Origin of the sequence: Pseudomonas frederiksbergensis (assembly GCF_001874645.1) — a bacterium.
In the GTDB taxonomy this organism is placed as follows: domain Bacteria; phylum Pseudomonadota; class Gammaproteobacteria; order Pseudomonadales; family Pseudomonadaceae; genus Aquipseudomonas; species Aquipseudomonas frederiksbergensis_B.
Map to the genome: position 1 here is coordinate 4,392,501 of NZ_CP017886.1, position 14,562 is coordinate 4,407,062.

The 14,562-nt window shown below is 56.7% G+C and carries 13 protein-coding genes and 2 rRNA genes (1 of these 15 cut by a window edge); 11 read left to right on the forward strand and 4 right to left on the reverse strand.

All coding sequences use genetic code 11. From position 1 onward, the window contains the following. The 6 genes from BLL42_RS21000 to BLL42_RS21025 all read left to right on the forward strand — a co-directional run. Positions 1 to 2,051 (forward strand): 23S ribosomal RNA (locus BLL42_RS21000); it begins 841 nt to the left of the window's first position. Between the two features lie 152 nt (positions 2,052 to 2,203). Then, positions 2,204 to 2,319, forward strand: a 5S ribosomal RNA gene (rrf, locus tag BLL42_RS21005). A gap of 545 nt (positions 2,320 to 2,864) precedes the next feature. Then, entirely contained in the window at positions 2,865 to 4,469 is a 1,605-nt protein-coding gene (locus BLL42_RS21010) for a tetratricopeptide repeat-containing response regulator (RefSeq protein ID WP_071553810.1), read from the forward strand. Then, the gene (locus BLL42_RS21015; protein WP_071553812.1) at positions 4,466 to 5,158 is read left to right on the forward strand and encodes a sensor histidine kinase; all 693 of its coding nucleotides are present in this window, start codon (positions 4,466 to 4,468) and stop codon (positions 5,156 to 5,158) included. The genes BLL42_RS21010 and BLL42_RS21015 overlap by 4 nt, the downstream gene beginning before the upstream one ends. A gap of 309 nt (positions 5,159 to 5,467) precedes the next feature. Beyond that, positions 5,468 to 6,709: a glutamine synthetase family protein gene (locus BLL42_RS21020; RefSeq protein ID WP_174553371.1), complete on the forward strand. Its 1,242-nt coding sequence runs from the start codon at positions 5,468 to 5,470 to the stop codon at positions 6,707 to 6,709. Positions 6,710 to 6,780: 71 nt separating this feature from the next. Continuing rightward, on the forward strand, positions 6,781 to 8,169 hold the full coding sequence (locus BLL42_RS21025) for an MFS transporter (protein ID WP_071553816.1): 1,389 nt from the start codon (positions 6,781 to 6,783) through the stop codon (positions 8,167 to 8,169). 56 nt (positions 8,170 to 8,225) lie between these two features. Here the strand turns inward: BLL42_RS21025 and BLL42_RS21030 are convergent, their stop codons facing one another. The 4 genes from BLL42_RS21030 to flgA all read right to left on the reverse strand — a co-directional run bounded on the left by BLL42_RS21030 (position 8,226) and on the right by flgA (position 10,822). Further along, entirely contained in the window at positions 8,226 to 8,972 is a 747-nt protein-coding gene (locus BLL42_RS21030; protein ID WP_071553818.1) for a flagellar brake protein, read from the reverse strand. 95 nt (positions 8,973 to 9,067) lie between these two features. Continuing rightward, positions 9,068 to 9,535, reverse strand: a complete 468-nt coding sequence (locus BLL42_RS21035) for a flagella synthesis protein FlgN (RefSeq protein ID WP_071553820.1) — start codon at positions 9,533 to 9,535, stop codon at positions 9,068 to 9,070. Between the two features lie 48 nt (positions 9,536 to 9,583). Then, positions 9,584 to 9,910, reverse strand: coding sequence for a flagellar biosynthesis anti-sigma factor FlgM (gene flgM / locus BLL42_RS21040; RefSeq protein ID WP_071555812.1), 327 nt, complete (start codon positions 9,908 to 9,910; stop codon positions 9,584 to 9,586). Between the two features lie 150 nt (positions 9,911 to 10,060). After that, entirely contained in the window at positions 10,061 to 10,822 is a 762-nt protein-coding gene (flgA, locus tag BLL42_RS21045; RefSeq protein ID WP_071553822.1) for a flagellar basal body P-ring formation chaperone FlgA, read from the reverse strand. Positions 10,823 to 10,903: 81 nt separating this feature from the next. Between flgA and BLL42_RS21050 the strand changes: the two genes are divergently transcribed. The 5 genes from BLL42_RS21050 (at position 10,904) to flgD (ending at position 14,552) form a co-directional block, all read left to right on the forward strand. Then, complete coding sequence (locus tag BLL42_RS21050) at positions 10,904 to 11,836, forward strand: chemotaxis protein CheV (RefSeq protein WP_071553824.1); 933 nt, start codon at positions 10,904 to 10,906, stop codon at positions 11,834 to 11,836. Positions 11,837 to 11,881: 45 nt separating this feature from the next. Next, the gene (gene cheR, locus BLL42_RS21055) at positions 11,882 to 12,709 is read left to right on the forward strand and encodes a protein-glutamate O-methyltransferase CheR (protein ID WP_071553827.1); all 828 of its coding nucleotides are present in this window, start codon (positions 11,882 to 11,884) and stop codon (positions 12,707 to 12,709) included. Between the two features lie 244 nt (positions 12,710 to 12,953). Further along, complete coding sequence (flgB, locus tag BLL42_RS21060; protein ID WP_071553829.1) at positions 12,954 to 13,361, forward strand: flagellar basal body rod protein FlgB; 408 nt, start codon at positions 12,954 to 12,956, stop codon at positions 13,359 to 13,361. A 3-nt stretch (positions 13,362 to 13,364) separates the two neighbouring features. Beyond that, positions 13,365 to 13,808, forward strand: coding sequence for a flagellar basal body rod protein FlgC (flgC, locus tag BLL42_RS21065; protein ID WP_007937507.1), 444 nt, complete (start codon positions 13,365 to 13,367; stop codon positions 13,806 to 13,808). Between the two features lie 15 nt (positions 13,809 to 13,823). Next, entirely contained in the window at positions 13,824 to 14,552 is a 729-nt protein-coding gene (gene flgD, locus BLL42_RS21070) for a flagellar hook assembly protein FlgD (protein WP_071553831.1), read from the forward strand. Positions 14,553 to 14,562 lie beyond the last annotated feature (10 nt).

Here is a 14,562-nt window from a genome sequence, read left to right on the forward strand (position 1 = left end):
GTAGGGGGTAGAGCACTGTTTCGGCTAGGGGGTCATCCCGACTTACCAAACCGATGCAAACTCCGAATACCTACAAGTGCCGAGCATGGGAGACACACGGCGGGTGCTAACGTCCGTCGTGAAAAGGGAAACAACCCAGACCGTCAGCTAAGGTCCCAAAGTTATGGTTAAGTGGGAAACGATGTGGGAAGGCTTAGACAGCTAGGAGGTTGGCTTAGAAGCAGCCACCCTTTAAAGAAAGCGTAATAGCTCACTAGTCGAGTCGGCCTGCGCGGAAGATGTAACGGGGCTCAAACCATACACCGAAGCTACGGGTATCACTTAGGTGATGCGGTAGAGGAGCGTTCTGTAAGCCTGTGAAGGTGAGTTGAGAAGCTTGCTGGAGGTATCAGAAGTGCGAATGCTGACATGAGTAACGACAATGGGTGTGAAAAACACCCACGCCGAAAGACCAAGGTTTCCTGCGCAACGTTAATCGACGCAGGGTTAGTCGGTCCCTAAGGCGAGGCTGAAAAGCGTAGTCGATGGAAAACAGGTTAATATTCCTGTACTTCTGGTTATTGCGATGGAGGGACGGAGAAGGCTAGGCCAGCTTGGCGTTGGTTGTCCAAGTTTAAGGTGGTAGGCTGGACTCTTAGGTAAATCCGGGGGTCTAAGGCCGAGAGCTGATGACGAGTGTTCTTTTAGAACACGAAGTGGTTGATGCCATGCTTCCAAGAAAAGCTTCTAAGCTTCAGGTAACCAGGAACCGTACCCCAAACCGACACAGGTGGTTGGGTAGAGAATACCAAGGCGCTTGAGAGAACTCGGGTGAAGGAACTAGGCAAAATGGCACCGTAACTTCGGGAGAAGGTGCGCCGGTGAGGGTGAAGGACTTGCTCCGTAAGCCCATGCCGGTCGAAGATACCAGGCCGCTGCGACTGTTTATTAAAAACACAGCACTCTGCAAACACGAAAGTGGACGTATAGGGTGTGACGCCTGCCCGGTGCCGGAAGGTTAATTGATGGGGTTAGCTAACGCGAAGCTCTTGATCGAAGCCCCGGTAAACGGCGGCCGTAACTATAACGGTCCTAAGGTAGCGAAATTCCTTGTCGGGTAAGTTCCGACCTGCACGAATGGCGTAACGATGGCGGCGCTGTCTCCACCCGAGACTCAGTGAAATTGAAATCGCTGTGAAGATGCAGTGTATCCGCGGCTAGACGGAAAGACCCCGTGAACCTTTACTATAGCTTTGCACTGGACTTTGAATTTGCTTGTGTAGGATAGGTGGGAGGCTTTGAAGCGTGGACGCCAGTTCGCGTGGAGCCAACCTTGAAATACCACCCTGGCAACTTTGAGGTTCTAACTCAGGTCCGTTATCCGGATCGAGGACAGTGTATGGTGGGTAGTTTGACTGGGGCGGTCTCCTCCTAAAGAGTAACGGAGGAGTACGAAGGTGCGCTCAGACCGGTCGGAAATCGGTCGTAGAGTATAAAGGCAAAAGCGCGCTTGACTGCGAGACAGACACGTCGAGCAGGTACGAAAGTAGGTCTTAGTGATCCGGTGGTTCTGTATGGAAGGGCCATCGCTCAACGGATAAAAGGTACTCCGGGGATAACAGGCTGATACCGCCCAAGAGTTCATATCGACGGCGGTGTTTGGCACCTCGATGTCGGCTCATCACATCCTGGGGCTGAAGCCGGTCCCAAGGGTATGGCTGTTCGCCATTTAAAGTGGTACGCGAGCTGGGTTTAGAACGTCGTGAGACAGTTCGGTCCCTATCTGCCGTGGACGTTTGAGATTTGAGAGGGGCTGCTCCTAGTACGAGAGGACCGGAGTGGACGAACCTCTGGTGTTCCGGTTGTCACGCCAGTGGCATTGCCGGGTAGCTATGTTCGGAATAGATAACCGCTGAAAGCATCTAAGCGGGAAACTAGCCTCAAGATGAGATCTCACTGGAACCTTGAGTTCCCTGAAGGGCCGTCGAAGACTACGACGTTGATAGGTTGGGTGTGTAAGCGCTGTGAGGCGTTGAGCTAACCAATACTAATTGCCCGTGAGGCTTGACCATATAACACCCAAGCAATTTAGTGACTCGAAAGGGCGCCAGATTGCGGTGTGTGAAGACGAAGTAAACCGAAAGTTTGCGATTCACAAAGCACCGAGCTATCACATACCCATTTGCTGGAGCGTTGCGCGAGTGACGACCTGGCTACCGAATTTCTTGACGACCATAGAGCATTGGAACCACCTGATCCCATCCCGAACTCAGCAGTGAAACGATGCATCGCCGATGGTAGTGTGGGGTTTCCCCATGTGAGAGTAGGTCATCGTCAAGATTAAATTCCGAAACCCCTATCTGCGTATGCAGGTAGGGGTTTTGTTTTGCCTGCGAGAAAGTGCCCTTTGGCTGCACCAACGTCCGACCGTCGTTTTGGCCGTCAAGGACAACCACTTAGGGCATTACCCCTAAAGTGCCCGCACAGTTTTTGGTATGGTGCAGCTCGTCATACTGGCAACCAAGCTGTTAGCCTTCAAAAAAACTTAACGTCGTGTCCGGGATTAGTTGACCACTGCAGGGACACCACTAACACACGATGTTTCTGCACGCGCTCCGACGTCTATAACATCATCGCGACCGCAACGTAGTCGAAAACAACATCGAAAAAGCCCCGTTCAGGATTACCTGGCGGGTTTTTTTTGAGGTGTTTTTGCAGTGCGCCCACGTAAACCCACAATTTGTGCTGACACCTATAAGGGAACGCCACAACTGGCCGATAACCCGATGGGCCGTTGTCCTGCACGACGCCTCAATGGGCGGCGAAGTTGAGCTGGTCCCTGCATTTGTCTTTGGGTTCATCTTCTTAATTGCCTGGAATCTTCGATGCTGGCGTACCACCAAAAGAGCTTTTTGATCGTCGATGATTTCTCGGATTTCCGTAGTTCAGTCAGATCGATGTTGCGTGAGTTGGGTGTCAAGGATGTCGACACTGCTGATACGGGCGAGGTGGCGCTGCGCATGTGTGCGCAGAAGCGCTACGACTTCGTCCTGCAGGATTATCACCTTGGCGATGGCAAGAAGAACGGTCAGCAGGTGCTCGAAGACCTGATGGTCGAGAAGCTGATCAGCCATGAAAGCGTGTTTCTGATGGTCACCGCCGAGACCAGTCAGGCGATGGTGCTCGGTGCTCTCGAGCATGAGCCGGATGCTTATCTGACCAAGCCTTTCAACCGCGCTGGCCTGGCCCAGCGTTTGGAGCGACTGGAGCAGCGCAAGACGTTGCTCAAGCCGATCCTGCAGGCGCTGGATCGGGGCAAGCCTGTTGAAGTTCTGAATGCCTGCATTGAGCTGTGCAAGCAAGACTCGCGCTATTCGCCGCTGTGCCTGCGCTACCGTGCCGATGCGTTGCGCGACATGAATCAGAATGAGGCGCTGGAGCGCTTGTACAACAGCATTCTGGCGGATCGCCCGTTACCTTGGGCCTATGTCGGTCTGGGGCGATTAATGTTCAAACGTGGCCAGATCGCTCAGGCAAAAACCGTCTACGAAAAGGCGCTGAAGGCTTTCCCGATGATGCCGGCGCTGTATGACGGCCTGGCCGAAGTGCTGGTGGCTGAAGGTGACACCAAGGCTGCGCAGAATGTGCTGGAAGAGGCCGTTCGCCTGTCGCCATTGGCGGTGCGCAGGCAATCGCTGTTGGGCAAGTTGGCGCTGACTAACGAAGACTTCGAAGGTGCGGCGAAAGCCTATCGTCAAGCGGTTTCCCAAGGGGCGCAGTCACGTTTCAAGGACCCGGAAAGCAATCTGGGGCTGGCGCATGCACTCATCAGTAAAGGCAGCGAAAAAGGTCTGGATACCCGCACGCGACTGGAGATCAACCAGACCCTGAGCGCTGTCGCCAAGGAAAACATCAATGATCCGGGGTTGCAGGTCCGGGCGCGATTGATGAAAGCCACCAGCCTGCTGCTCAACGATGCCGAAACCGCTGAGAAACTGACGGAGCAGGCACTGACCCATCTGGATGGCATGGAGCAGTTCATGAGCGCTGAAGCGGCGTTGCTGGTTGCCAAGCAGTTGAAGATGCTGGGGCAGACTGATGCCGGTAATTCGATGTTGAAAAACTGCGCAGAGATTTACGGTGATGACCCGGTGGTGATGCAAGGCATCGCCCAGCAGACCGACGACCCGACGATTCTCAACGCCGGTAACGCGGCGGCAGATCTCAACCGCCAGGGTGTGCGCAGTTACAAGGCGGGCGCGCTGCCTGAGGCGCGGGAGCTTTTTCGCGGTGCACTGTTGTTGCAGCCGAAGAACATCAGTATTGCTCTCAACATGGCGCAATCGCTGTTGCACGGGACCGATGCCAGCCTCGATTCAGCGCTGCTGGAAGAGTGCCGTACATGCCTGAAAATGGTGGGCATGATGCCCGAGAGCGATGCGCGTTATCCGCGTTATCAGAAGCTGCGAAGCAAGGCGTTTGGCGAATGAATGATGTTGATGAGGGGCTCGACTTTTCCACGGTGATTGCCTCCACCGTACACGACATGAAGAACTCCCTGGCTTTGCTGATGCAGGCCCACGGACAGTGGCTTGCACGCTTGCCTGCTGCTCAGCAGCAAACCGCCGAACAGGGCGTGATCGACTACGAGTTCGCTCACCTCAACGGCATGCTGGTGCAGTTGCTGGGGCTCTACAAGCTCGGCGTCAACCAGTTGCCGTTGCGCCCGGACTATCACGAACTGGACGATTTCATCGAAGCACAGTTGGCGGCTCATCAGGACGTGTTCAAGAGTCGCGGCATTCTGGTGACTTATGAGGTCGATCCCTTGAGCCCTCTCGGGTTCTTCGATCGGGAACTGATTGGAACGGTGCTGGCCAACGCGATCAACAACGCCATTCGTCATGCCCGGCATTCGCTGCTGATCAGCGTGGGTGAAGAGACCGGGCAGTTGGTGATGGCGATCAATGACGACGGCGAAGGGTTTCCGGCCCAGATGATCGAGCGCCAGACGGATTACGTGCAGGGCATTAACCCGGCCAGTGGCAGCACCGGCCTTGGTCTGTACTTCGCCGCGCGCATTGCGCAGTTGCACCAGCGCAACGGCGAGCATGGGCGCACCGAGATTCGCAATGGCGGTCCGCTGGGCGGCGGGTTGTTCAATCTCTACCTGCCCTGAAATCGGCCGCACCGAGCGCTGCTTTTTGTAGGAGCTGCCGGAGGCTGCGATCCTTTGATCTTCCGTTGTCATCAAGTACGCAAAAATCAAAAGATCGCAGCCTTCGGCAGCTCACATTTTTGTGTGCCAGTGCTTGATATTCCGAACGGCTGGTGCCTATTTTGTACACGTCGCCGTTCGCGGCTTGCGTACTACAAGGATAGAGTCATGACGACCGATGGCCAGCGTTCACTCGCGCAGCGATTGACGGGCATTGATGAGATTGAATGTGTCACTCCGGATCTCAATGGCGTGCCGCGTGGCAAGGTAATGACCGCAGAAGGATTCCTTGAGGGGCGGCGTTTGCAGATGGCGCGTGGCGTGCTGCTGCAATGCATCATGGGCGGTTATCCGTCGGCACGTTTTTATGGCAGTGACGACGGCGACCTGGCGCTCAATGCCGATCCGAAACAGATTCACCGTCTGCCCTGGAGCAAGCAGCCTCGCGCGTTAGCCATTTGCGATGCCGATGAGTTGACCGGGGAAAGCTCGCGTCTCTCGACTCGCGGGCAGTTGAAAGCGGTGATCGCCCGTTATGCGGCTCGCGGTTTGGTGCCCGTTGTGGCGACCGAGATGGAGTTCTTTGTTTTTGCACCGAACACCGACCCGACCCAGCCATTCCAGCCGCCAGTTGGAATGGACGGACGTCGCGAGGAAGGTCATTCGGCATTCAGCGTCAGCTCCAACAACGGTTTGCGCCCGTTCTTCAATGAAGTCTACGAATGCATGGCGGCCCTGGGCTTGCCGCGCGATACCTTCATGCACGAGATGGGCGTCAGCCAGTTCGAGATCAATCTGCTGCACGGTGATCCGTTACTGCTGGCCGACCAGACATTCCTGTTCAAGCACCTGCTCAAGGAAGTCGCGCTCAAGCACCATCTGACGGTGGTGTGCATGGCCAAGCCACTGGCGCATACGCCGGGCAGCTCGATGCACATTCACCAGAGCATCGTCGAGATGGGCACGGACCGAAATGTGTTCAGCGATGACGCTGGGCAGCCAACCGCAATCTTCCGTCATTTCATCGGTGGCCAGCAGGCCGGCATGGCGGATTTCACGGCGTTGTTTGCGCCGAACGTGAACTCTTACCAGCGTCTGTGCCATCCTTACGCATCACCGAATAACGCCTGCTGGTCTTACGACAACCGGGCAGCGGGTTTGCGGATTCCCGCCAGCTCGCCAGAGGCGCGTCGGGTCGAGAACCGTCTACCGGGCGCCGATGCCAACCCGTATCTGGCGATCGCCGCAAGTCTGGCGGCCGGGTTGTACGGCATTGAAAACGAGCTTGCGCCGACGCCGGCCATTCAGGGCGAGTTTGAAGTGCCGGAAAGTTTGTCGTTGCCGTGTACCTTGCATGCCGCTCTTGAGCGTCTGAAACGTAGCCAATTGGCGAAGGAATTGTTCGGCAAGGAGTTCATCGAAGGCTACATCGCTTCGAAGACCATGGAGTTGGGCAGTTTTCATGATGAAATAACTCCCTGGGAGCGGCGCGTTTTAGCGGCCCAGGCCTAACCGTTTCGTCGCTGTCGGGCTATCGTTGACGGTAGCCCGGTACTCACTGCAAGGAGCCGCTCGGAACGCCGATGCGCCAAATCTGGAAATCCTTTCGAGCGCTTTATTTCGCCTCGCTGATGATGTTGATCGGCTCGGGCCTCCTCAGTACTTACCTGGGCTTGCGCCTGGCAGCGGACCATGTCGACAGTCTGTGGGTCGGCGCGCTGATGGCGGCCAACTATTTCGGCCTGGTGCTGGGCGGGAAAATCGGCCACCGGTTGATCGCCCGGGTCGGTCATATTCGGGCCTACTCGGCCTGTGCCGGGATCGTTGGTGCAGCGGTGCTGGGGCACGGGCTGATCGACTGGTTGCCGGCCTGGCTGGTGCTACGGATGATCGTCGGCCTGGGCATGATGTGCCAATACATGGTCATCGAGAGTTGGCTGAACGAGCAGGCCGATGCCAAGCAGCGTGGGCTGGTGTTCAGCGGCTACATGATCGCTTCGTACCTGGGGCTGGTGCTGGGTCAGTTGATTCTGGTCATGCACCCGTCCTTGGGTCTGGAGTTGCTGATGCTGGTGGCGTTGTGTTTTGCGCTGTGCCTGGTGCCGGTCGCGCTGACGCGGCGGATTCACCCGGCCCCCTTGCACCCGGCACCGATGGAGCCGCGCTTTTTCATGAAGCGGGTTCCGCAGTCACTCAGTACGGTGCTCGGCGCTGGCCTGATCGTCGGTTCGTTCTATGGTCTGGCGCCGTTGTACGCGTCTCAGCAAGGGCTTTCCACTGAGCAGGTCGGTCTGTTCATGGGGAGCTGCATCTTTGCAGGGTTGCTGGTGCAGTGGCCGTTGGGCTGGTTGTCGGATCGTTATGATCGGGCGCTGCTGATTCGCAGTTTCGCCTTCTGCCTGGCGTTGGCGGCGTTGCCGTTGGCGATCATGCCGCAGGTGCCGCTTGAGGTACTGTTCATCGCTGGCTTCGCCTGCTCACTGGTGCAGTTCTGTCTTTACCCGTTGGCGGTGGCGTTTTCCAACGACCACGTCGAGGGCGATCGGCGGGTATCGCTGACCGCCATGTTGCTGGTGACTTACGGTGTGGGGGCGAGCATCGGGCCGTTGGTGGCGGGTGTGCTGATGAAGGTGTTCGGCAGTCAGATGCTGTATGCGTTCTTCAGTTTCTTCGCATTGGTGCTGGTATGGCGCATCCGGCCGAAAGCGGTGACCAATCTGCATCAGGTGGAAGACGCGCCGCTGCATCATGTGGCCATGCCAGACAGCATGTCGAGTTCGCCACTGGTGGCGGCTCTCGATCCGCGGGTCGATGAGCAGGTCGTGCATGACCAGATGCAAAATGGCGCGAGCCCTGATCCGGATCCTGAGCGGGACGCAAAGTCCGACGCGGAGGACGTCGGCGGCTCTGACGAAAAGTCTGATGATCCTGGGCCAGAGCACCCGAAAAGCTTTACCGAGGCCAGACCTTAGAGGCAAAAAAACAGGCAGTCACCGAAAGGGGCTGCCCGTTTTTTCAAGCGTCTGGATCAGATGTCGTCTTTGTCGAAGCGGCGTGCTTCGCGTTGTAACTGATAGACGAAGCGCTCGACCTGACGCTGCACCAGCCCGCTCATGTTGTGGAAGCGTACGCCGGCGAAGGTGGTGTCGATTTTCTCTTCGTGATGCAGATAACGCAGCTCGACCGGTGCGGTCATGCTGCCGAAGGGCAGGGCGGCGATGAAGCGTTCATAAACCTGACCCAGTTGAAGCCCGCTGGTAATGTCGCCATCAAAGCGCAGCTTGCAACCCGTCGCCGAGATGTCCAGCAGTTTGCCTCTGACGGGCGTCTTGAGCTTTTCGCCACCGAGTTCAATGTTCACCAGTTGTGCCAGTTTCAAGGCTGCGCGAAACGCGTTGCGACGCTGGTGATAAACCACTTCATCGGGCAGCGTGCCACGGTAGCAGCGGCCGCCGTTGGACTCGTCGATGGTCAGTGCGCCGTTGCTTTCCCAGGCAATGCGTACGCCCTCATGAAAGCCTTCAATCCGAAAAGCTTCACCGGCAAGCAGGAAGCGTTCGCCATCGCGAGGGATCATTTCGTCCAGTGCAATCATGTTGCTGTCACGATCGACATCGACCAGATAGCTCTGAAAGCGCTGGCTGCGTTCATGGAACGTGATGATCAGGGGATCATGGCTCTCTTGCAGCATCCGCAGGTTGCCGGTGATTTCCAGCGGGGTGCGGAGCACCTTGGGTGGCTGCGGAGCATCTTCCGCGCTTGAGGCGTTGAACACGGTTTATCAATCTCCAGACAGAATACGATCACACGCAAGAGCCAGCATTCTGCCAGCATGTTTCGTGCCTTGATAGAGCGCGCTTATTTATGAGTTCAAGCCTGACTGAGTGCGCGGGGCTTCGCAAGCATGGAGGTTGATCCACGGGCGTCATAAAGTGCTGGAGGCTCGCCACCGTTAAGGATTTTCAGCTGATTGGCGGTGGTGGCTTGTTGCACCTGGATCGAGCGGCCATTGAGCTCGTTGGCGGCTTGGCAGTCTGCAAGCAGTTGGGTCAGAGCGTCGCTTTGGGTCAGCAGCTGATCGCCGATACTTGAGTGAGCGGCGAACTGCTCCAGACCTGCGCGGCTGGCAGGAAGGTTCAGGCTTGCGAGAATTTCGCTGCGTTTGCGGCCATGCTGTTCCAGCAGAATGATCAGTGCCTGTTTCTGCGCCAGAATATCTTCGAGCTGCGGCATGTCGCGGCCGTGCAGGGCGAGGGATTCGGTCTTCAGCAGCTCCAGCAACTGTTGAGCTGGAGCAAAGTCATCGGTGATCAGTTGCAGTAAATTAGTGTCGTGCATGGCTGGCCTTGGGTTTTAAGCGTCCAAAAGCCTGGCGCAGGCCTTTGGCTAGCGCTGGGCTTCGAAGTTGAGCAGTTTGCTGGCTACACGGTTGCTGTCGACCTTATAGCTGCCATCGGCAATCGCTGCTTTCAACTCGGCCACGCGGGCGTTGTCGACGGCAGGCTGATCGCGCAGCTTGTCAGTGATCTTCTGCAACTGTTGAGCCTCATTGCTGAGGTGTACCGATTCCCCGCTTTTGGTGGCACTGACCTGTTCGGTCGAGGTACTCAGCGGCGCGGATTTGCCGGCATCACCGGTTTCCTTGTTGGCGCTGGTCCGCGTGCTGCTTGCGAGCGTGGGGGAGCTGTTTAAACGGCTGAAATCGATGACCATGATAAAAAAACCTCTGGGGATTTGGACGCTTGCCATGTTTTCGGCCATACCCGGAAAAACTTTAGGCTCAATATTGATGAGCTCGGGCGCGTCGGTATTTGCCCTGCGTGAGGCACAGTTTAGGGAACAGGACGGTTGCGCGCCAGTTATCTACATGGAAACTTCCACCTGCCCCGGGGCCATGACTTGCGCCTTGATGACCCGTTGAGAGTTGAGGTTTTTGACTCTGATCTGCTCGCTCAGGCCGCCATTGGAGAGCGCCTCACCCGGCATCCGCACACTGAGCGTGCCGCTGCGGGCGGTGATGACCACCTGATCGCCCTTGCGCACGACTTCTGCCTGCTCCAGATGGACGAGTGTAATGACCTGGTCGCTGACCATTGGTCGGACAAGTTTTTGTCCGATGGCTTGATCGACGTTTGTCAGATATCCCTGATTGATCAGGCTGATATCGCGCTCACGCAGCATCACGTCTGAGGGCTCGATGATCCCGGCCCGTCTGAGGGGGCGGGTGGTCGTGACGACTTCACGAAACAGGCGGACTTGAGCGGGTACGAAGACGGTCCAGGGGGCGGCCCCGTCGCAACGGACCTTCACCGTAACCCGGCCTAAAGGTATGGCCGGGCTCTCCAGTGTCGCTGTCAATTCCTTGTCGCACGCCGGCATGTACATGCGCGGGTCGAGCTTGTTGACCTCGATTTCGTAGCGCCCTTCGGTTTGACTGGTGGCCAGATAGTCTTCTACGGTGAATTCAAGAAAGCCCTGAGTGACGCCGATAAGTAGATCAGGCAAGGTAACCGGGTCAGCAAAGGCAGGGCTGCCAGCGTTCAACAGGCATACGGCTGACATAGCGCCGAGGAATTTGCGGCACATTGATGTCAGGCGTCGGGAAAATGTCGTTTTTGCGTTCATAGCAGTTAAAAAGCAAGCGCCGTGCCGTTTAGTGATGAATGTGCGTCGCAACACACTTAGCGTTGATGTAGGAGTCTGGGCATGGCTGGTGTAATGGATTCGGTTAACCAGCGCACGCAACTGGTAGGGCAGAATCGCCTGGAGCTGTTGTTGTTCCGTCTCGACGGCCAGCAGCTTTACGGGATCAACGTGTTCAAGGTTCGGGAGGTGCTGCAATGCCCCAAACTGACCGTGATGCCCAAGTCCAGTCCTGTCGTGTGCGGCGTGGCGAATATTCGGGGGGCAACCATTCCGATTCTGGATCTGGCAATGGCGACCGGCTCAGGCGGGTTGCGGGATCAAAGCAATCCTTTCGTGATCATTACGGAGTACAACACCAAGACCCAGGGGTTTCTGGTGAGGTCGGTCGAGCGGATCGTCAACATGAACTGGGAAGAGATCCATCCGCCGCCCAAGGGCACGGGTCGCGATCATTACCTGACCGCTGTGACTCGAGTCGACAATCAGTTAGTCGAAATCATCGACGTGGAAAAGGTCCTGGCGGAAGTTGCGCCAACCTCGGAGAACATTTCCTTCGGTGTGGTGGATGTCGAAACCCAGCACAAGGCGATTTCCTTGCGCGTGCTGACGGTCGATGACTCGTCGGTGGCGCGCAAACAGATCACGCGTTGTCTGCAGACGGTGGGGGTTGAAGTTGTTTCGTTGAACGACGGTCGGCAAGCGCTGGACTATCTGCGCAAACTGGTCGACGAAGGCAAGAAGCCGGAAGAGGAATTTTTGATGATGATTTCTGACATCGAAATGCCCGAAATGGACGGTTACACCCTTACAAGCGAGATCCGCAGCGACCCTCGCATGCAAAAGCTTCATATCATCCTGCATACTTCGTTGTCAGGTGTGTTCAATCAGGCGATGGTGAAGAAAGTCGGTGCCGATGACTTCCTTGCCAAATTCCGTCCTGATGACCTGGCATCCCGGGTAGTCGACCGGATCAAAGCAGCAGACAACAGCTAGTGGCCTTCGCTCCTGGCGGTCAACACGATTTAAGAGGCAGCATCATTGTCTACGGGTAATTTGGATTTCGAACAGTTCCGGGTCTTCCTGGAAAAGGCCTGTGGCATTTTGCTCGGTGAGAACAAGCAGTATCTGGTGTCGAGCCGTCTCAACAAACTGATGGAACAGCAAGGCATCAAGTCCTTGGGGGAGTTGGTGCAGCGCATGCAGACCCAGCCGCGCAGTGGTTTGCGCGAGATGGTGGTGGACGCGATGACGACGAACGAAACCCTCTGGTTTCGTGACACCTATCCGTTTGAAGTCTTGAAGAACAAAGTGCTGCCTGAGTCCATCAAGGCCAGTCCCGGGCAGCGTCTGCGGATCTGGTCGGCCGCGTGCTCGTCCGGGCAGGAACCGTATTCGCTCTCGATGTCGATCGACGAGTTCGAGCGGGTCAATATGGGGCAGTTGAAGATGGGGGTGCAGATCGTTGCCACCGACCTGTCCGGAACCATGTTGACCAACTGCAAGACTGGCGAGTACGACAGCCTGGCGATTGGTCGCGGTCTTTCGCCGGAGCGGCTGCAACGTTACTTCGATCCGAAAGGGCCGGGGCGATGGGCAATCAAGGCACCGATCAAGAGTCGGGTAGAGTTCCGCTCGTTCAACCTGCTGGACAGCTACGCCAGTCTCGGCAAGTTCGACATCGTGTTCTGCCGTAACGTGTTGATCTACTTCTCTGCCGAAGTGAAGAAAGACATCCTGATGCGGATTCACAGCACGCTGAAGCCGGGCGGTTATCTGTTCCTGGGGGCTTCCGAAGCATTGAACGGGTTGCCGGATCATTACCAAATGGTCCAGTGCAGCCCGGGGATCATCTACCAGGCGAAGTGATTGGTCGGTAGTCGGTACTGCATAAAAAAAACGGGAGTCCTCAAGGGCTCCCGTTTTTTTTTGCCTGCCAAATCTACTGCGGGAGGCGGCAGAAAAGCGGCAGGCGACGGAAATCAGTTGCCGCTTTTCTGGCATTGCCGCTTTGCCGCTGCCCGCAAAGCCCCGGTTTACGGGGTTTTATAAGCTGGCACGAGGCTTGCTACACCCCTGTTACGAAAAATCAGGTCACCCAAAGGTTTCCGACATGAGCATCAGCTTCGATAAAGCGCTCGGTATCCACGAACAAGCCCTGGGCTTCCGCGCTCAGCGTGCCGAAGTCCTGGCCAACAACATTGCCAACGCCGATACCCCGAACTACAAGGCTCGGGATCTGGACTTCTCGTCGGTGCTGGCTGCCCAGAGCGACAAGAACAAGAACGGCACCTTTGCTTTGAACATGACCAATAGCCGTCATATCGAAGCCCAAGGTCTGAGCAGTGGTGACGAGTCGTTGCTGTATCGCACGCCGATGCAACCGTCGATTGACCAAAATACCGTGGACGCCCAGCTGGAACAGTCGAACTACGCGGAAAACGCGGTCAACTTCCAGGCCAGCTTCACGCTGCTCAACAGCAAATTCAAAGGGCTGGTCTCAGCCCTGCGCGGGGAGTAATTCATGTCTCTGTCCAGTGTTTTCAACATTGCCGGTAGCGGCATGAGTGCTCAAACCACTCGCTTGAACACCGTCGCCAGTAACATCGCCAACGCCGAGACCGTCTCTTCGAGCATCGATCAGACCTACCGTGCTCGTCACCCGGTGTTCGCCACCATGTTCCAGGGCGGTCAGTCCGGTGGCAGCGATTCGCTGTTCCAGAATCAGGATGCTGCCGGCCAGGGCGTGCAGGTACTCGGCGTAGTCGAAGATCAAAGCAACCTCGAAGCACGCTACGAGCCGAACCATCCGGCGGCTGACGCCAAGGGTTACGTTTATTACCCCAACGTCAACGTGGTAGAGGAAATGGCTGACATGATTTCTGCCAGTCGTTCGTTCCAGACCAACGCGGAAATGATGAACACCGCCAAAACCATGATGCAGAAGGTCCTGACCCTCGGTCAGTGATAAGGGGCGACTTCGATGAGTGTTACCGATACCACCAGCAGCCTGAGCATGACCGACCTCCTGGCGAACTCTTCGGTCAAGAGCACCAGTACGGCTGCGAATGGCCTTGCCGCAGCCACGCAAAGTGCGACCGGCAGCAAGTCGTTGGGCAAGGATGCGTTCCTGCAATTGCTGGTGACGCAGTTGAAGAACCAGAACCCGCTTTCGCCGCAGGACAACGGCGCGTTCGTGGCTCAACTGGCGCAGTTCAGCAGCCTTGAAGGGATTACCTCCCTCAATACGACCGTGAGTTCCCTGGCCAGTAATTTCAGTTCTTCCCAAGCCTTGCAGGCTTCTTCTCTGGTGGGGCGTTCGGTGATTGCGCAAACCGGCACCGCCAAGATCAGCGACGCGAGCAAGGGCCTGACCGGTACGGTCAACCTGACATCGTCGATCTCCGACGGTACGGTGAAAATTAGCGACTCAAGCGGAAATGTCGTGAGAACCCTTAATTTGGGCAGCCAGCCTGCGGGCAGTGCCAGCTTCAGTTGGGACGGCAAGGACAGTAGCGGCGCTTTGGTTCCGGCGGGCACGTACACCTTCAAGGCCAATGCTCCGGTCAACGGCACGGCGACCGATCTGGCCACCTACCTGCCCGCAACAGTCAACAGCGTGACCATCAGTCAAACCGGTGGCGAGTTGATGCTCAATCTTGCAGGTCTGGGCGCCATCGCCCTGTCCAAAGTTCAAACCATTGGTATATAGAGCCAGCTAA